The sequence below is a fragment of the Fontivita pretiosa genome, from assembly GCF_050410795.1.
Lineage (GTDB): Bacteria > Planctomycetota > Phycisphaerae > Tepidisphaerales > Tepidisphaeraceae > Fontivita > Fontivita pretiosa.
In genome coordinates, this window is the sequence record NZ_CP191258.1 from 788,617 (window position 1) to 806,513 (window position 17,897).

Sequence of the window (17,897 nt, forward strand, 5' to 3'; positions counted from 1 at the left end):
CACTCTGATGGCAACGACCCTTCGAGTCAGCATCGATCCGGATCGCGTGATGACCATCACGTTCGATCTGCCGGACCGGCTCATCAACACCCTCTCATCGCTGGTCCTGCGCGAGCTGGATGAAGCGATCCAGGCCGCGGAAAAGACCGCGCCGCGAGGGATCATTTTCGCGTCGGCCAAGAATCGTTCGTTCCTTGTCGGCGCCGACCTTCTCGAGCTGCGGCAGTTCACGCGACATCAGCTTGACGAATATCTGGCGATTGGACAGACATTGTTCACGCGAATCGCGCGGCTGAAGCTGCCGACGGTGGCGGCGATCAACGGGGATGTTCTGGGCGGCGGACTGGAGCTGGCGCTGGCCTGCGGAAGCCGCATCGCCGCCGACGATCGCGCCTACGCCATCGGGCTTCCGGAAGTGCGGCTGGGACTGATCCCCGCGTTCGGCGCCACGGTTCGTCTGCCGCGGCTGATCGGCCTGACACCGGCGCTGACACTGATGACCGAGGGCCACACCATCAACTCCGCCGAGGCGTTGCGCATCGGCCTTTTCGACCAGCTCGTGCCGCGACAGCAGCTTCTGATCGCCGCCCGCCGGGCGATTTTGGCCTGCCCGCCGAATCGCTCCAATTTCCCCCCCGAGCGAAGCGGCGTGGCCAGCCCGCAACAGCGCAATCAGATCCTGGACCAGTTCGAGTATGAGCTTGAGACACGGCTTCATGGCCACTACCCGGCCCCGCTGCGAATCATCGATCTGGTGCGCAGGGGATACGAGCACGGCCCTGACGCCGCTCTGCGGGAACCTCGCCGCGCTCTGCTGGAACTGATCGAAGGCGAAACCGGGAGAAACCTGCTGCGGGTGTTTTTCCTGCGGCAAAGCGCCCGCCGGGCTGCCGTCGAGCAGGCCGGCTCGGCCGCGCCGGCGACGGTGCAGTCGGCAGCGATCCTCGGCGGCGCAGCCTCCGCCGCCGGAATCGCCCACGCCCTGCTTCGCGCCGGCCTTTGCGTGCATCTGATCCATCCTCATACCCCTGATCCGTCGGCCGACATCCAGCGTCTGCGCCAAATCCTGACCGAAGATCTGGATTCCGGACAGATCGACCAGGCCGAAATGGATCGCTGCCTGGGCAGGCTGCGAACCGCCAGTGAACCTGCACCGCTGGCGGAGGTGGATCTGGTCATCGAGGCCGCCGCGGAAGACCCCGCGCTTAAGCAGGAGCTGCTGGCGCAGGCCGATCGTATCGCGCAGCGCGCATCAGTGCTGGTCAGCAGCACCGGCGTGTTGAGCATCGAGTCGCTGGCGCGCGCCACCTCCCGTCCGCAGCGCGTCATCGGGATTCACTTTTTCGATCCGGTGCCGCGGATGGGGCTGGTGGAAATCGCCCGGACCGCCGCCTCCGATCCGGCCGCCGTCGCTACTTCCGTCGCGCTGGTCGCGACCCGGCTGGGCAAAATCCCCATTCTTGTCAACGATTCTCCCGGCTTCATCGTCAACCGAATCCTCATTGTTTATCTGTCCGAAGCGATGCAGCTTCTATCCGAGGGCGTGCCGATTGAGCTGATTGATCAGACGATGGTGAACTGGGGCATGCCCATGGGGCCGCTGATGCTGATGGACATGCTCGGGATCGACACCGTCGCCGTCATGTTCCGGGCCATCGGCGCGCAGCCGCAGCTTGCCGGGCGGGTAACCCTGCCGCCGGCGCTGAATGACGCCGTGGCCCGCGGCTGGCTGGGGCGAAACAGCGGGCGAGGGTTTTACATCTACACTCCGCACCATCACGCCGCCGCGCCCACCGCCCATCGCGAATTGATCGAGCTGATCGTCAAGTCGCACGCCCCGATACCGCCTGCCGATGTCATTCAGTGGAGACTGCTGGCGATGATGATCAATGAAGCGGTACGACTGCTGGAGGAACGGGTCACCAGCTCAACCGACGCGATCGATCTGGCCAGCCTGCTGGGGCTGGGCATGGGTCCGTTCCGAGGCGGCATCATTCGCTTTGCGGATTCGGTCGGAACCCGCAAGCTCGTCGAGCGAATGAAGGATCTGGCCGCGGCGCACGGGCGAAGGTTCCTGCCCGCCTCCCTGCTGAGCGAACTGGCCAAGAGCGATCGCCCGATCGGGGAAGGACGGACATGATGCTCGATCCAGACCCCGTTGGTGCAGCGCGCAAAGCAGAGTCGCCATACGATGATTCTGCAATGTGCCCTTCTCCCACTGCCGTCTGTTCAGCCGCCCATGTAGTACCCGCCGTTGACGTGGATCGTCTGGCCGGTGATGTAGCGCGCCAGCGGCGAACAGAGAAACAGCACAGCGCCGACCACGTCCTCGCTGGTGCCCCAGCGGCCAAGCGGGATCTGCTCGGTGATCCTGTCCACCGTTTGCGGCGGCATGCCGCGTGTCATCTCCGTCTGGATGAATCCCGGCGCGATCGCGTTGACGGTGATGCGGCTTTTGGCCAGCTCGCGCGCCGCCACCCTGGTCAGGGCGAGGATGCCGGCCTTGCTCGTGGCGTACCCGGCGTGGCCAAAGAAGCCCAGGTTGCCGCTGACCGAGGAGACATTGACGATGCGTCCACCCGGGCGGATCAGCTCAAGCAGCCCGCGAATGCAGTTGAACGTGCCGGTGAGGTTGATCCGCAGCGGCAGGTCCCAGTCATCGCTGGTCATTTTCCTGATGGTTCGCTCGCGGAGAATCCCGGCGTTGTTGACCAGGATGTCCAGCCCGCCGAAGCTGCCGCGGACGAACTCCGCCATCTGCATGACCTGCGATGCGTCGCCCACGTCGGCTTGAACGATCTGCGCATCGGGCAGGGCCGCGGCCACAGCCCGCGCGTCGGCTTCGTTTCGTCCATCGGGATCCGAAACGTAGTTGATGATGCATCGCGCCCCGCGTTGCCCCAGCGCCGAGACAATCGCCGCTCCGATTCCGCGCGACGCGCCCGTCACCAATGCCACCTTTCCCGAAAAGTCGAGTTCGTCCGGCATGGCCACAGAGCATAACAGGACGAAGCGTGAAGGCAGAAGGATGAAGGATGAAGAATCACACTCGAACGCAGAAGCCGCAGGGCAACGGGCCGAATGAGGCACGCGATGCTTCTGGAAGCGACCATCACCTTTTTGCGCCCGATCCCATCCGCATCCTCACCGCCGTTCCGATCTGCGACGGCCACGACAGCGCCATCAACACGATCAACCTTGAGCTGATCCGCGCCGGCGTCGAAGTCGTCTACCTCGGCTACCACCGCAGCGTGCGCGACATCGTGCGGGCGGCGATCCAGGAGGACGTGCGCGGCGTGGGAATCTCCAGCTACAACGGCGGGCATGTCGAGTTCTTCGGCGACGTGGTCAGGCAGCTCAAAGCCGAGGGCGCCGGGCAGATCAAGGTCTTCGGCGGCGGCGGGGGCACGATCTCCCGGCGCGATGCGCAGGCCATGCGCAGGCGCGGAGTAGACCGGATCTTCACGGCGGGCACACCCCTGAGCGAGATCGTCAACTACGTCAGGTCGCGCTTCAGCAATCGCCGCGGGTCTACGCTGCGCTCGCCCAAGCGCCCCGCCGCTGCGAGTCAAAAGCCCAACGACCGCTGGATCGCGCAAATGCTGAGTGTTGCCACGAACCAAGATTGCTGCGGCGGCACGGGGTCGGCAACAGCGGCGCCCGTCATTGGCATCACCGGTCCCGGCGGCGCGGGAAAGACCACCCTGATCGACGAGCTGGTGTGGCGGTATCTCAGGCTTCGCGATGACTTTCGCGTCGCCATACTCTCGCACGATCCGAGCATCGTCGCCGGTGGAGCGCTGCTTGGCGATCGTGCCACGATGATCGACTGCCAGCACGATCGCGTCTTCATGCGCAGCCTGGCGACGCAGGGACAGTCGGGCGGGTTGGCGCCGCAGACGAGTCGCGCTTTAGAGCTGCTCAAGCGGTTGCCCTTCGACGTGATCATCCTTGAAACCGTTGGCACGGGCCAGGAGGCGGTGCCATTTCCGCCCGGCACTGTGGATTGCTCGATCTTCGCCATCAGCCCCGATTACGGCAGCCCGCTCCAGCTTCAGAAGATCGCCATGCTGGACGTGGCCGACGTGGTCGTGGTCAACAAGAGCGACCTGCCGGGCGCGCCGCGGGCATCGGCGGAACTCGAGCAGCGCATCGCCGCCAACCACCGCGGCCAACAGGTCATCGCCACGACCGCAAAACGCCACAACGATGAAGGCGTGCAACGGTTGTTCGAAATGCTCTGCCGATTGTGATCGCCTCCTTGGCGTTCAATGGAGTCTTCATATGGGAATACTGGCGCAAGTGAGCGACGCCGTTGAGAGCTTCAACCGCGGCGTGGAGGAGCAGGCGGCCCGCGCGCGATCGGATGCGCAGTTCGGCCAGCAGATCCTGGAGCGGTGGCGACAGATCCGTTCCTCCATCAGGACGGCGCCAACACCCACCGGGCTGGAATTGCCCCGACTGGCCCTGCCCGACACCGACGAGCCCGCCGAAGTTACGCGCTATCTTCTGGGCGAAGGCTTGCCCGGTGAGTTTCCGTTCGTGAATGCGGCGTATCGCGAGATGTATCTCGACTCCAACAACGCCGAAGAGCCGACGCGATTGTTTGCCGGGCTGGGACTGGCCGAGGACACCAACCGCCGTTTCCACTACCTCACGAAACAGCAGAACAGCGTGCGGCTGAGCACGGCGTTTGACGGCCCGACGCTGTACGGGCTGGACTCCGACGCCGATGGCGTACGCGGCAAGGTCGGCGAGGGAGGCGTCGCCATCGATACCGTCGAAGACATGCAAAAACTCTACGCCGGCTTCGACCTGGCCAGCCCCGATGTCTCGGTCTCGATGACGATCAACGGCCCGGCGCCGACGATCCTGGCGATGTACGTCGCCGCTGCCAAACGACGCTTCGGAGCCGATGTCGTCGGCAAGCTTCGCGGCACTGTGCAGGCCGACGTGCTCAAGGAGGTCCAGGCGCAGAACGAGATGATCTTCCCGATCGACGCGGCGTTGCGATTCCTCGGCGACATGGTCGAGTACTGCTCCAGCCGAATGCCGCGATGGTACCCGATTTCGATCAGCGGCTACCACATCGCCGAGGCCGGCGCAACCCCCGTGCAACAGGCGGCGTTCACGCTGAGCAACGGCATCGCGTACGTCGAGATGTTCAGGAACCGCGGACTGGATGTGAATCAGTTCGGGCCGCGGCTCAGCTTCTTCCTCGACTGCGGGCTGGACGTGGAGTACCTGGTGCTGGCGCGCGTCTGCCGTAAGATCTGGGCCATCGCCATGCGCGATGTGTTCAAGGCCGATGAAGCGGCGCAGCGGTTCAAGGTCCACACGCAAACCAGCGGGCGCTCGCTGATTGCACGACAGTTCCAGAACAACCTCACGCGCACCGCGATCGAGCTGCTGCTGGCCTACGCCAACGCCACCAACTCCTGCCACAGCAACAGCGCCGACGAGCCGTTCACCACCCCAAGCGAGCAGTACGTGCGCCTGGCGGCGCAAGCACAGGCGATCCTGCTGCAAGAGTCCGGCCTGTTCAGGCACACGATGAACCTGCTGGGCGGATCGTACGGGATGAAGGCGCTGGAGCGCGCGGTGGAGCGCGCGATCCTGGGCGAGTTCCGCCAGATCGATCGCATCGGCGGAGTTCTTGCGGCCATCGAACAACGCTACCAGCGCAGCCAGATCCAGCTCGCCGCCCATCGGTACGAAAGCCAGATCTACACCGGCCAGCGCCCGATCATTGGCCTGAACCGGTATGCCGACGACGGTCAGCCCCCGCCGATGAACCTGGTCCGCACCAGCGCCAGCAAGCAGCAGCGCCAGATCGCGCGACTGCGGGCATTCAAGAAGCGCAACGCCAGGCAGGCGCCCCGCGCGCTGGACGAGCTTTCGCGCGTCGTCGAATCCGGCGGCAACGTCTTCGAAAAGCTGATCCAAACCGTCGAGGTCTGCTCGCTGGGGCAGATCACCCAGCGCCTGACCGACCTCGTCGGCCGCTATCGGCAGGTGGTTTGACAGGTGTGTTCACCGCACCAGCAAATACACCCCGCTCAGGTCACGCTCGCTGATGGTGTGCGTGGCGACGTGTCCGTCGGCAAAGCCGATGTTGATCCGCCCCTTATGACGGGCGCGGTCGAACATCGATGGATCGACCGCCTCGCGCGACCCGGGCGGACGCATCGCCTCGCTCAGCGGCACCGAGCCCCGCGGGGTTGGTGAGGGCGCCCAGCAGATCCAGCCATCCGGGAAGCTGCTGTGAGCGCCTCTGGGGTTGGGCTTGGCGTCGGTGATCAGCACCGTCGCCGACGGGTTGCGAATGCGGCTGAGCTGCCCGCCCAGCCGGCCGTGCTGCGCGTACGGCTCGTAGGTGTACCCGAAGACCCCTTCGTTGATCCCGTAATCGGAATTGGTGGACCACAACGCCTCGAACTTGCGCGTACGGTTCAGCAGCTTCACCGCCATCATCGTCGCCTGCCCCACCGGCATCTCCACGCCGCCGTTGGTGTAGTTGGCCTTGGCGTACGAGTCGGTCGCCGGGCACATGAACATCCGCCAGATGCCGTTCTTCGCGTTCAGCTCCAGGTCCAGCTTATCCCAGTCGTTGTAACTGAGGTTCTTGCCGTAGCCGAGGTAAGGAGCGATGGCGGCCGGCAGCGGCACGGGCATGTCGCCGCCTGCCACGGGGGATTTGGCGTAAACGTACCGCGTCTTGGCGCTGTCCTTCAGACCTGCCGGATATCCTGTGAAACGCGCGCTCAATGGCAGGATCAACTCCCCCGCCAGCGGCAGAAATCCCTTGCTGTCCTGTGCCCGCAGCAGACATCCATTGACGATCTGGCGGACGTTGGACGCGCAGTTCACCAGCGCCGCCTGTCGTCGCGCCGCCGCCAGCGTCGGCAGCAGCACCGCCACCAGAACCGCGATGATTCCGATCACCACGAGCAGTTCGACCAGCGTAAACCCGCGGTGGGGGTTGTCTGCGACATCCGCGCGGAGACCGCGACGGCCGGCACACCCACGGATTGCCTGCCGGCAGTTCACGCCACGGGCGTGAGAACCGAACGGTAGCAAGATTGATCTCATAGTAAGGTTGCCCGAACTGCATCAGGGCCGCGACCGGATCGGTATTCTATAATCTTTTCCGCCCTAAAGAGCAACAAAGAACTGGCCGGGCAGACCAGGCAGTCAGGCCTGCGGAGATGCCACACTAACGTTGAGTTGTTCCGGTACCCCCAGTGACCCAGAACGAACGTGATCGGGTCATCGTTGCCGGGGCGACTCCGATCCCTGCCCATCCTCTACCCCGATCCACACGTACGGCTTGGGCGGGGTCGTCTACGTCCCAGGTTGCGTTGAAAGCTGCGTTGTGGCCTGCGTAGACGCCCGCTTCTGAACGACGTCCTTGAGCGAAGGCTTCCTAGGCCAGCCCGGCTTGTTCAGCGTCCAGTTCTTGCCGTTGACCGAGTCGTAGCCGCCTTTGCAGGGCAGTGCCGACACTTCGCGGACCCCGTCTTTCACGAAAACGAAGACAGCAGGATGGTGGGGATCGGATTTGTACCAGAGGTCGCTCCAGGCAATCAAAGTGTAGAAGTAGTTGTTGGCCGAGTAGCTGCTACCATGATCTTCATCACAGAAGTGGCGGTACCCTTCACGCTCTGCACTCTGCCGGCGCAAGGTGCAACCGGTCACCGTGAATTGAAACAGTCCATTCTCATCGCTCGTCGCCGTCACCGTCGTTGCCTCATTCAGTCGCCCACGTGTCTCGAACGTCCAGTCCTTCGGATAAGCCTCAAGCCGGAATGCGAAGCTCGCGCCGGGGAGGGGGATCCCATCTTGATCGACGGCCTTTCCGTAGAAGGTAAGGGTTGCATTTGTTTGCCCCTTCAGTGACGACGTCGCGTCTCGCCCGCACCCGCAAACGCAAGATAAAACGACGAGCATGCCAGAGAACAGCGCGTATATCCACATATATTGCCCTTAATCGATGTCGCTCAGCAGCGTCTGCCAATACCCTTTGACCTGACAGAAGGCGTGAACGAACTGCCCGCTGTGTCCCGTGATGGCGGTGGTGAACTTCGTCGCGGGATCCAAAGTTCGCAGATCACGGTCATTGGCAAAGACGCCCGGAAACGCTGTCGCAGGGACGGTTCCCAGCGGCGCGACGTAGCTCGACGCCCCGAAAGCGAACATTTCGTACTTGTTCGACACGTAGGTCAGGTCAACGTCAGGATGGTTCACTGCTCCGGTGTATCTGCGGACGATCTTGTACTCCCCGCCGCCGAGGCTCTCGATGTCGTACTCCGTCTCCGCAAACCCTGGGATGTCCCGGCCTACCGCCCATTTGAAGCCGTCTTCGTAATCGCCGCCAAGATCTACGTTACCGAACTCGATCCAGCCCTTTACCTCCCAAACACCCGGCCCCCATGACCACTCACTCGTCGGCTTCAGCGCCTGATCCAGCTTCCATGATCCCATCGCAAAATCATCCGGATTGTAATAGTTCAAAATACGACCAGCAGACGCGCCGATATCTCGGAACCGGGGCGTAAGCCCACCAATGACATCCAAATTCTGCGCATATGGGCGGAACGCTTTGTACTCCGTCCACGCAGGGCCTGTATGCTCCACCACCCGCTCGTCGATATGTGACTGAAGACCGGCACTCCTAGGAGATTCGTAAATCGAAGGTAAAAGGTCACTGCGAGCGGAAAAGTAATGGCTGGAGATCGCAGCTTGCGACATGATTGCGTTATCTACCAGGTCCGTAGCTTCACCTTCAGCGAGGTAGAGCGCTTCGCTAAGCACAACATTGCCCATGCTGTGTGCCATGAGAGACAGTTTTCCACCCGAAGGCATCTTCGTGGCGCGAACGTCGTGGAGGGCGTCGCACAGCCCTGCTGCCGAGTTCCAGGCGACGAACTCGCTGCGGTCAAAGTGCCCAGGATCCAGGATCGCTTCATCGATGTAGTTCGTAGGCCAACTGAACAGCCCGAACTGCCCCTTGTAGCCGGACCAGTACATCCGCTTGAAGCTGCTCTGCGCGAAGGCGACCCGCTCCCAGTTCTTCATCCGCCACCCGTGCACGAACACGAAATAGTCGTCGGACTGCTGCTCGAATCGGTCGCGCTCCCGGTTTTCGCTCAGAAGCATCGCCGTTGTGGGAACCGGATTGGTCTGATCGAGTGGGTCGAAGTCGGTCGTGTCCTTGAACGTGCGATCGGGCATGACGACGTTCGGACCGTACGCGACGCTGTAGTGGTCATATAGCTCTTGGATCGATCGCAGGCGGAGGTCGATCGACGACGAGGCCAGAACCTGGCCGTTCCGCAGCAGCTCGAAGACCAGCTTGCCGCTGCCCGCCCGCACCCCCTCGAACATCACCTGCAACAGGCGCATGCCGTCCGCCCCATCGGTAACGCCGATGCCCAAGTCCGTCATCCCTGCCTTCCAGGAATAGGATTCGCCGGCGGCCAGGCGCTTGCCCGCAACCCGTCCCTGGGCGTCGTCGGGCGTGCCGCCCCAATAGTTCCACGAAAGGATGCTGTTTATGGACTGCTCGTCGTGCACCGCACTCGTCGCCGAAAACACGTTGCCTTCCAGCCCGCCCTGACGTGCAGAGGCGAAAACACGTATGGCCATGTGCTGTCCAGCCGCGGACTCCAGACGGATGCGGAAGTCCGTAATCTCCGGCTCAAGGATCGCCGGCCAGCTCAGCCCCACCTGAGCGAAATCCTCCAGATCGCGCCGCGCCACCTCGCGCAGGGCGGCGTCGTTACCCAAGATCGAAGCGCCGCTGCTATCCACGGCCGACCCAATCTTAGGCAACTGCGCATCCGTCAGCCCGCCTGGCGGCGCCGCCACTGCGGCCTGATAGTCGTCGCCACCCCAGACATCGCGGTTGTCGTTCAGCCAAAACAGGAACGGCTTATCGGGTGAGGTTCCGTCTTGCCCGTCGAGCTCGATCATTCCGTCGCGATCATTGTCAACCGCGACGTTGACGGCAACCGCGGTCACCCGCACCGCATCGGTCCTGACGAAGTTGGTCCCGTCATGGGCGAGGCTGACCTCGATCCGCTGGTCGCCCATGGCGGCGCTGGACCGCACCGCTTCTACCCACAGGGTCACGGTTTGCCCACTGCCGCCCAGTTCCGCCGGGCTGTAGCTCCCGCCATCCTGCCACCAGTCCCCGCCGGCGCCGATCGTCGCGCCGTTGCGGGTCGCGTCGCCCGTCCTGTTCCAGATGCGCAGCGTCCCCGGCCCAGGCACGTAGGGGTCTTCCGCCGTGCCGGTGCCGGTGACTGCATCGGGCACGGAGTCATCGTAGCTGAGCTTCAACTTTGCCACGTTCACGTCCACGTCCTCGGGCAGCTCGATCACGATCGGCACGAACCGTTCACCGGTGATGCCATCGAAGTCGGCGAAGTCGGGGATGCCGTCGGCGTCCGTGTCATCATCGTTGACCGCGATGATCTTCCCCGGCTTGGATGAATCGTCCTCGATCTGGTCCTCCTGCTCAGTCCGGCCCGGCGAACTGAAGCCGTTGTTGTTGTCCGAATCGATGTCCAGGTCAACGTCATCGTCCCCGATCGTCGCCGCCGCCATGAAGGCGCTGCTCAGCCAGTAGTCGCCGCTGGCCTTGAGGATGGCGTAGACGCTTTCTTCTTCCTCGAACAGCTCGTCATCCGCCGGCGTCAGCACGAAGGTCGTGGTCGCGGTCGGCTGGTCGTCGCCGGGGATGACCACGCTGGTGGGCATGCCGCTGTAGTCCTGGCCGCTGGTCGCCGTGCCGGCGGGGGCGAAGAGCTGCACCGTCAGCGGACTGCTCCAGTACCCCCAGCGGCCAACGATGAACGTGATCGTGTCGTTGTTCGCGGCATTCTCCGAGCCTTCCCCGTCCTGCACTCCGATCCACACGTACGGCTTGGGCGGGGTCGGGTCGTTCGGGTCCGGCTGCGGCGGCGGGTCCTCGAATGGATTCGGATCAGGGTCTCCCGGGTCCCGGAAAACCACCATGTGCTCGCGCCGCAGCGTCCAGATTCCTTCGTTGTTGTCCGACTCGCCCGGCGGCATGGATCGCCCGACCAGATCCTCGAAACTGATCGTGGCCCCGTCTGCGCTCCTAACCCACACCAGAAACGCCGGCTCCTGCGGGTAGGTGCAGGTCACAACGTCGGAGTGACAACACTCGAGGCAGTTTGGAGCGGTCCTGCACTCCGCGCGTCCTCTTTATCCGCGATTGAGCCGAATAACGCCTACGTCCCAAAGGCGAACGGTACCGTCGTCCCCACCCGTTATCGCAAACCTCCCGTCGTGGCTGAAGGCGACGCTCATGACGCCCCCCGGCTCGGTCGGAGGTACGGGCAGCCCGCGCTCGATGTAGTACCTGCGGTTCGGGTTCATCCGATGATGGCCCTTTAGCAGCCATAACCTGTCGCTCTGCCACTCCCACAGCTTCGGATATGGGTCGCTGGCGATCAGGATATACCTGCCATCGGGTGAGACCGCCACGTCGTTTACCCATGGCCTGCCGTCGGTTACTTTGAGTTGACCCAGCAACGAGACCGACAGCTTGTTCGACGGTAACGGTCCCTCGTCCCGAAGCCAGCCGAACTTCGCCACGTGCTCGGCGAGCTTCTGTCCCGATCGCGTGTCAAAGACATGCACCCCCATTTCACGCCCGGCGATGGCGACTTTGGAGCCGTCGGCAAAGAACGCAGCCGCAACAATCTCATCGCCTCTGTCGTCTGCCTGCTGGAAAATCTCCACCGGCTGAAGGTTCGGCCCGGTCAGGACGAAGCCCAAACTCTCGCCCTTTTTCTTTGTCGGCTCGTAGAACTCCGACACGAGCCGGGGGAAGCGATGCAGCGTTTTCTGCGTGTCCACTTCCCACAAGATCGCGTAGCCATCCGCGTCGCCCGTCACGGCCAGGCGCCCGTCCGGGGACAGCGCCACGCAACAGGTCGGGATCGCTCCGCCGGGCTGGTCGTGCCCGTTATATTGCGCGACCACGTCCTCGCCTTCCGGCGCGCGCAAGTCCCAGATGACGACATTGGCGTCTCGCCCTACCGTTACGGCGCGCCGTCCGTCCGGGTGAAACGCCGTCCGGGCCGCGCAGTCAATGTGGCCAACGAGGTTCTTGAAGTAGGGCTTGCCCGAGGGGATCTCGACCAGGCCAACACGGGCGCCCTCAAGTGGGAAGGCCAGTAGCTTCTGATCAGGTGAGACAACAGGCGCAATGCCGAAGGACGCTTTCTCATTTGGTTGATAGGAGAAAGTCTCGATGTGCCTCTCATAGTCCCAGATGCTCAAGATGCTATGCGCTCCGTCGAAGGTCTTGCTGCGCAGCGCCAGCCAGGGCCTTCCGGGTACGACCGAGAACCGCCCGCTGCCGACAAAGTCCTCTCGCGGTTGGAATACCGCAACCGATTCAAGGGCTTCAAGACGAACTGTCACTGGAGCCTCCCGAGTCATGATCGCCTGCTGGAGACACCCGCCTGCGCCCACGGCGAGCACGATGCCGAGTACCTGGACAAGCCCATGTTCGGTCGCCATAGAGGGTCTCGCAAATCAGTCTGTCACCCAATCGAGGTACATCTTCTCGATGATGAACGGCTCTGCAATGCGAGCTCCGCTAATGTCCCACATCGGCGAGACAAGGGACTCCGCGTAGTTGTTGCTTGCCGTCGTGAACTCCGCCCAGACGTGGGAGAAGGTAAGCCTATCCTGCTCGTCGGCATTTCCGCCCTTCATCTTTCTGATCCAACCAACGGCCTTGTCGGATTGAAAACATCAGCTCATCGAAGGCCGCGAGGCTCTCCCCAGGAATGACGCCGATAACCACGGTGGCGCTGAGCGCTAGCCCCGGTGACGAGAAGATCTGTGTCAGCACCGTCCGGCGGTTATTCGTTACGACACTTCCGCCCCCTCCTCCGGGCGCCGGCTTCCAGCGGTTCTTCGACACATGCACGAAGAGCTTCTTGCCTCCGTCGGTCAAATTGAGATATCGCGTACGTTGTGCGCCCTCCAAACCGCCGTTGGATTTGAGTTCGTGAACGGAATCGACTCGGTCCAGATCCCACTGCTGTCCGATCTCCAACCGGCGCTCACCCTTCGCCATCACCACCGCGTCTATCTGCTGGATGTCCGGGGATTGTTCGTGACGTGTCCGGGCGGGTTATCCCCAACGTGCACCACCTGCTTCGTATTCACGTTCACGTAAACATCATGCATCCACCGGCTGGGCTGCGGTAGTCCCCTGATCCAGTCCGTGAACTCCTTGTGAAGCTGCTTGCCATAAATGCCCGGATCGTGGTTGAACGTAGTTCTTGATCCAACTGTTGGCCCCGTTCTGGTCGTAGTCAAGCTTCATCGCGTTGTCGATGCCCTGGACCTGCAACCGTGCCTCCGCAACTTCCGGAGTGGCGAGCTTCGCCTCCAAGTGCGTTGCACGAACAACGTTTTAGGATACCGTGATCTGATTTGCACCAGCGTGAACGATGTAGGGGTGACTCTCAGTGGTCGCGCCGGGACGTGCAACGACGAACTCGGCACTCTTGTGAACCCCAGGCTCTACTGGCGCCAGCGGGATCGTCTGATTGCCGCTGAACCGCACCTGGCTCAGACCAGTCGTGCGCGGATCGAGAATTCGTACCTTGTACGTGGCGTAGGTGCCGGTCGCCCGCCCAGAATCGATCACACCGGGGAGGTACGATGACACGAAGTGGTAAGCCCGCTCGTACTCTGTGCTGCCGGGGTTCCGCGAATAGAGCTGAATGTCGGTTGCCGTAACGCGGACGTGATCGCCGTGCTGGAAGGAACTCGTCCCCGACGGCTTGATCCAGACGCTGATGCGATGATCAGCGAGCGCGGAGCTCGGCTGAATCGTCTCAACGTACATGCGAACGGTTCCGTCGCCGTCCGGCCTTGAGGATGGCGTAGACGCTCTGCTCGTCCTCGAACAGCTCATCATCCGCCGGCGTCAGCTCGAAGGTCGTGGTCGCGGCCGGCTGGTCGTCGCCGGGCGACTCCGAGCCCTGCCCATCCTGCACCCCGATCCACACCTACGGCTTGGGCGGGGTCGGGTCGTTCTCTTCCGGCTGCGGGCGGCCAAAACCCGTTACGGGTGTTCTTTGCGAACGTGACGTGCTTCCAGCTCGATCCGCGCGTTGTTCTGCGCCACCCACGGCTTGCACCGCTCGATCAGCGCCTGAATCAACGGATGCACTTCGTGCTCACAGGAGATGACGATCCGCACCTTCTCCGCGGGCGGGTTCTGGAACTCGGCCTGGAAAGCGGGCGTGTTGATCTGCTCCAGGTAGCTCTGCACCTTGCTCAGCAGCAGTCGCTGCGTCTGCGGCGACGGATCCAGCGGCCCGGAGGCGACGATGAACAGGTCAACGCCACCGTCCTTGCGCCGCCCGACGATGTCTACGCTGTCGAGGTTCTGAATGGGTGGTTCTGCCATCGTTCAACCGTTTGAGTTGCTCACGTTCCTCTGCGCGTCGTGTCAACAACGAAACAATCGGTCAACTGTCGGTAATCCGCACGGAAGATTTCAGGGATTGGGTCCAAGGGCTTGAATCGCTTGCTGAAGTCTCGCTTCCACGGGTTGTCCGGCGCCCACGTCTGAAAGAACCTGAAGTAGAATAGCACCCCGGCAACGAAGAGCTGCTCGCGAATGGCAGGGATATTCTCGGCAGGTACTGTCCAAGTCGTCACCTGATCCGTAAGGGGCCTGAGCGTCCCGCGGCCAGAGTCCTTGCGAATCCACCGTTCCAGCGTCGTTCCATGCACAGGCAGATCCAGCAGTTCGCGCGAGAGGAAGTTGACCGGGTAGACGTTACGCAACATGCCGCCAGGCGGAATACGATTTTGGTAGAGTCCCCACCAGCCAGCGTTTTCCCTCTCTTCCTGGCTGGCGAAAGGCTCCCAGCCGCTGCGGCCCATCGGGTAGAAGCTAGGATCGTACTCCCTCGGGATTGTGAACAGGTAGCCATAATGATCCACAGCGACTCTGGCATATTCAGTGAGCGATTCCACCGCCACCTGTTCAGTGAGCTTAGCTTCCTTTGGCGCAATCAGCCAGTCTGTCCGCATGCGGCGGTCCCCATTTGGGCTTTCGGGATTCCGATGGAACGACGCCGTCGAAATCCATCTGCTCTGATCGTTGTCGGTCCAGCCCGCACCCCTGAGGGTTAGCCGCAACCCACTGAACCTGCCACCAAAGTCATAATTGTCGATCCGCGTCCGCACACGGCGGAACGTCTTGTACTTGACACCCCAAAAACCTGGCGCATCCAGCGTGACAATGTCCGGCGGGATTCCAAGTCGCTCCATCCGCGCTACAAGCCATCGATAGAGCGACCTGGCGCGGTCACCATCGAGCCTCAATCGGTGGCTCGAAAAGCCGATGGTCGCGGTCAATGGCTGATTCGGGTCTCGCGGTGGAGCTTTCATGGGTCCAGAGGCAAAATGTTCACGGCCGCGTCAAGGTCAGTGTGACATGTATCAGGCAGTGAAGCCATCCCTTTGCTCAGTCGGTCCATCAGTTCCTCCACGGTGTTTCCAGGCGACATCACCTCAAATGGCACAACCTTGCCGTCCCACCGCACCGCTATGATATCCGGCACGAGATTGCTGGTCTTCTTCCCGTTGGCGCGGCCCGTGGCGGTGCGCCAGCTTCTGGCCATGGTCACATGTGAGTAGTTCCCGCTTTGAGCCAGTTCCATCGCTTTGCGCATCACTGTAGCCGCGTGGGTGCTTCCGGGAACCTCTTGCGCCGTACCGATTAACCAAGTCTCCTTTCCTCCAAGTGCCGCAATCCGATCAATCTTCAACTTTTCAATCGCCTCGCCGACCAGATCATGCCGGAGGACGAAGCCCAAGGTGGCGCCTTGCCTAACAAGGACATCGTTCAGGGGACCGGTCATTGTGAACTTTTCGAACCCGAAGTCCAACAGCGCACGCGCCTTCGCCCCCAGTGGTCTCACCGCACCAGGGATGAATGGAAGGATCGCCAGCATTGAGCCGACGTCGCCCTGCGCGGCCCCGGGCACTGAGAGGATCGCATCTGCGATCTCTCCGATGCCCAATGTGAACTGAATCTGCGGCAGCGTTGCCGCCAATTGCGCCACTTCCTTGGCGTATTCGAAATTCCGCGCGCGGAGAGTCTGGAAATTCTCGGCTGGATCGCCGTAGACCGTTCGATCGATGATGTCCTGCTGCAGCTTTTGAGTCCAGCGAAAGTCCCAACGGGCGGTGGACATGATCCCCTGCCGCAGGGTCGCCGCGGCGGTGAGGACGTTGCCGATGTCGTACTCTATCTTGATGTCGTAGCCCTCGATCGTGCCGAGCGGTCCGAGACCAGGTTTGTAGTGCCAATCAATTGTCCAGTTGGAGAACCAGCGCCCATCGGCGTCAACCGCCAGCACGCGTCCATCAAGTTCCTTGAAGGTCTTGAGCCAAATGTCGTCCCCGTACATCCACTTGTACGCTGCCTCGATATCCTCGCTCGTGAAGGGTTTGTGCGCGTCCTCCGCCGCTACAGTGGGCTCGTCACTGCCCATCCCTCTGCTGCCCTCGATGTGAAGCAGCCTGTCCCGAGAGTCGGCCACGACTAAGTTGTTGCCAGACCACGAGAACAACACGTCGCTCCCAAACCCACCTACGAGCGTATCGCCGCCAAAAGAGTCCGCGTCCTCGACAGTATCGACAGGATTCGTGTTGTTGCGTCCTGCGATGATGATGTCGTGCCCGCCCAGCCCGTGGATCTGCTCCGCCGCCTCCGTGCCGATGAGGATGTCCCTCTGCTCACTGCCGACGAGGCTGGAACCACTGCCACGGAAGATGTTGTAGCCCTCCACCTGCGTCGTATCCGCCAGGCCGATCAGCGGGTCCAACGGCAGCACGCGCCAACCGTATCGCTCGTGCTGGTTCCCTCGGGCCGGTTGAGCGTGACCCGCACGCGAACGCCCGCCGCCGAGCCGTTCACCGCTTCCAGGTACAGCGTCAGCTCCCGCTGTCCCGCCGACAGACCCAACTCTGACAGCGTGTAGGGATCTTCGTCGGCCAGGAAGTCGTCCGTCGTCCGCGCCGCGTCCCCGGGCTTGAGCCACAAACGCAGCAGTCCACTGCCCACGCGGTACTCGTGCGTGCGGTAGGTGACCCCGTCCAGCCCCGCCTTGTCGATCGCCGTGCGTGAAACCGTTGGCGAGGCCGGATTAGCAGCGTCATAGTCGAACGTCAGCGTAGCAGTGGGGTCCAGACCTGCCGGCAGCAGCAACGTCACCTTCGCCAACTGCTCACCGCTAGTGGACTGATCGTCCGATGTGTCGCTGAACGCGTTGAAACCGTCGGCAAAGTCGAGGATGCCGTCAGCATCGTTGTCATCGCGGTTCACGACAATCAGTTTGCCGGCGTTCCTGTCCGTGTCCTCCACCGCCTCGTCAGCGGCCGTGATCACCCCGTCGTTGTTGGAGTCGATGGCAAGGTCGATGTCATCGTCCCCGATCGTCGCCGCCGCCATGAAGGCGCTGCTCAGCCAGTAGTCGCCGCTGGCCTTGAGGATGGCGTAGACGCTTTCTTCTTCCTCGAACAGCTCGTCATCCGCCGGCGTCAGCTCGAAGGTCGTGGTCGCGGTCGGCTGGTCGTCGCCGGGGATGACCACGCTGGTCGGCATGCCGCTGTAGTCCTGGCCGCTGGTCGCCGTGCCCGCGGGGGCGAAGAGCTGCACCTCCAGCGGACTGCTCCAGTACCCCCAGCGGCCAACGATGAACGTGATCGTGTCGTCGTTCGCGGCATTCTCCGAGCCTTCCCCGTCCTGCACTCCGATCCACACGTACGGCTTGGGCGGGGTCGGATGCAAGGGGAGTGTCCGAATCGGGCATGGC

At 62.7% G+C, this 17,897-nt stretch carries 15 protein-coding genes; 3 read left to right on the forward strand and 12 right to left on the reverse strand.

Translation table 11 applies throughout. From position 1 onward, the window contains the following. Positions 1 to 7 precede the first annotated feature (7 nt). A complete protein-coding gene (locus tag ACQS5P_RS03050) occupies positions 8 to 2,140 on the forward strand; it encodes a 3-hydroxyacyl-CoA dehydrogenase NAD-binding domain-containing protein (protein WP_428939433.1) in 2,133 nt (710 codons plus the stop codon). A gap of 89 nt (positions 2,141 to 2,229) precedes the next feature. Here the strand turns inward: ACQS5P_RS03050 and ACQS5P_RS03055 are convergent, their stop codons facing one another. After that, positions 2,230 to 2,988 (reverse strand): 3-oxoacyl-ACP reductase family protein, encoded by a 759-nt coding sequence (locus ACQS5P_RS03055; protein ID WP_428939434.1) that lies wholly within the window; start codon positions 2,986 to 2,988, stop codon positions 2,230 to 2,232. Positions 2,989 to 3,035: 47 nt separating this feature from the next. Between ACQS5P_RS03055 and ACQS5P_RS03060 the strand changes: the two genes are divergently transcribed. Together ACQS5P_RS03060 and ACQS5P_RS03065 are read left to right on the forward strand one after the other, a co-directional pair. Further along, positions 3,036 to 4,253: a cobalamin-dependent protein gene (locus ACQS5P_RS03060; RefSeq protein ID WP_428939435.1), complete on the forward strand. Its 1,218-nt coding sequence runs from the start codon at positions 3,036 to 3,038 to the stop codon at positions 4,251 to 4,253. A gap of 49 nt (positions 4,254 to 4,302) precedes the next feature. Beyond that, positions 4,303 to 6,024, forward strand: a complete 1,722-nt coding sequence (locus ACQS5P_RS03065) for a methylmalonyl-CoA mutase family protein (RefSeq protein ID WP_428939436.1) — start codon at positions 4,303 to 4,305, stop codon at positions 6,022 to 6,024. Positions 6,025 to 6,033: 9 nt separating this feature from the next. On the opposite strand, the gene ACQS5P_RS03070 is transcribed toward ACQS5P_RS03065, so the two are convergent. The 11 genes from ACQS5P_RS03070 to ACQS5P_RS03120 form a co-directional block, all read right to left on the reverse strand. After that, entirely contained in the window at positions 6,034 to 7,092 is a 1,059-nt protein-coding gene (locus ACQS5P_RS03070) for a prepilin-type N-terminal cleavage/methylation domain-containing protein (protein ID WP_428939437.1), read from the reverse strand. Between the two features lie 252 nt (positions 7,093 to 7,344). Further along, a complete protein-coding gene (locus ACQS5P_RS03075) occupies positions 7,345 to 7,977 on the reverse strand; it encodes a hypothetical protein (protein ID WP_428939438.1) in 633 nt (210 codons plus the stop codon). 9 nt (positions 7,978 to 7,986) lie between these two features. Continuing rightward, on the reverse strand, positions 7,987 to 11,175 hold the full coding sequence (locus ACQS5P_RS03080) for an alpha/beta hydrolase (protein WP_428939439.1): 3,189 nt from the start codon (positions 11,173 to 11,175) through the stop codon (positions 7,987 to 7,989). A gap of 60 nt (positions 11,176 to 11,235) precedes the next feature. Further along, positions 11,236 to 12,561 carry a WD40 repeat domain-containing protein gene (locus ACQS5P_RS03085; protein WP_428939440.1) on the reverse strand — a complete coding sequence of 442 codons (1,326 nt, stop codon included), beginning with the start codon at positions 12,559 to 12,561 and terminating at the stop codon, positions 11,236 to 11,238. 166 nt (positions 12,562 to 12,727) lie between these two features. After that, positions 12,728 to 13,126 (reverse strand): hypothetical protein, encoded by a 399-nt coding sequence (locus tag ACQS5P_RS03090; RefSeq protein ID WP_428939441.1) that lies wholly within the window; start codon positions 13,124 to 13,126, stop codon positions 12,728 to 12,730. Between the two features lie 342 nt (positions 13,127 to 13,468). Then, on the reverse strand, positions 13,469 to 13,906 hold the full coding sequence (locus ACQS5P_RS03095) for a hypothetical protein (RefSeq protein WP_428939442.1): 438 nt from the start codon (positions 13,904 to 13,906) through the stop codon (positions 13,469 to 13,471). After that, positions 13,896 to 14,057: a hypothetical protein gene (locus ACQS5P_RS03100; RefSeq protein ID WP_428939443.1), complete on the reverse strand. Its 162-nt coding sequence runs from the start codon at positions 14,055 to 14,057 to the stop codon at positions 13,896 to 13,898. The genes ACQS5P_RS03095 and ACQS5P_RS03100 overlap by 11 nt, the downstream gene beginning before the upstream one ends. Positions 14,058 to 14,125: 68 nt before the next feature. Then, positions 14,126 to 14,473, reverse strand: a complete 348-nt coding sequence (locus tag ACQS5P_RS03105; protein ID WP_428939444.1) for a hypothetical protein — start codon at positions 14,471 to 14,473, stop codon at positions 14,126 to 14,128. Positions 14,474 to 14,493: 20 nt separating this feature from the next. After that, entirely contained in the window at positions 14,494 to 15,432 is a 939-nt protein-coding gene (locus tag ACQS5P_RS03110; RefSeq protein WP_428939445.1) for a hypothetical protein, read from the reverse strand. 29 nt (positions 15,433 to 15,461) lie between these two features. Further along, a complete protein-coding gene (locus tag ACQS5P_RS03115) occupies positions 15,462 to 16,907 on the reverse strand; it encodes a hypothetical protein (protein ID WP_428939446.1) in 1,446 nt (481 codons plus the stop codon). Next, the gene (locus tag ACQS5P_RS03120; protein ID WP_428939447.1) at positions 16,895 to 17,872 is read right to left on the reverse strand and encodes a hypothetical protein; all 978 of its coding nucleotides are present in this window, start codon (positions 17,870 to 17,872) and stop codon (positions 16,895 to 16,897) included. The genes ACQS5P_RS03115 and ACQS5P_RS03120 overlap by 13 nt, the downstream gene beginning before the upstream one ends. Between the last annotated feature and the right edge of the window lie 25 nt (positions 17,873 to 17,897).

Bases quoted from the DNA above. Each gene is read 5' to 3' on its own strand.
- ACQS5P_RS03050 (WP_428939433.1), top strand. From the start codon at position 8: ATGGCAACGACCCTTCGAGTCAGCATCGATCCGGATCGCGTGATGACC.
- ACQS5P_RS03055 (WP_428939434.1), bottom strand. From the start codon at position 2,988: ATGCCGGACGAACTCGACTTTTCGGGAAAGGTGGCATTGGTGACGGGC.
- ACQS5P_RS03060 (WP_428939435.1), top strand. From the start codon at position 3,036: ATGAAGAATCACACTCGAACGCAGAAGCCGCAGGGCAACGGGCCGAAT.
- ACQS5P_RS03070 (WP_428939437.1), bottom strand. From the start codon at position 7,092: ATGAGATCAATCTTGCTACCGTTCGGTTCTCACGCCCGTGGCGTGAAC.
- ACQS5P_RS03075 (WP_428939438.1), bottom strand. From the start codon at position 7,977: ATGTGGATATACGCGCTGTTCTCTGGCATGCTCGTCGTTTTATCTTGC.
- ACQS5P_RS03085 (WP_428939440.1), bottom strand. From the start codon at position 12,561: ATGGCGACCGAACATGGGCTTGTCCAGGTACTCGGCATCGTGCTCGCC.
- ACQS5P_RS03090 (WP_428939441.1), bottom strand. From the start codon at position 13,126: ATGGCGAAGGGTGAGCGCCGGTTGGAGATCGGACAGCAGTGGGATCTG.
- ACQS5P_RS03095 (WP_428939442.1), bottom strand. From the start codon at position 13,906: ATGTACGTTGAGACGATTCAGCCGAGCTCCGCGCTCGCTGATCATCGC.
- ACQS5P_RS03105 (WP_428939444.1), bottom strand. From the start codon at position 14,473: ATGGCAGAACCACCCATTCAGAACCTCGACAGCGTAGACATCGTCGGG.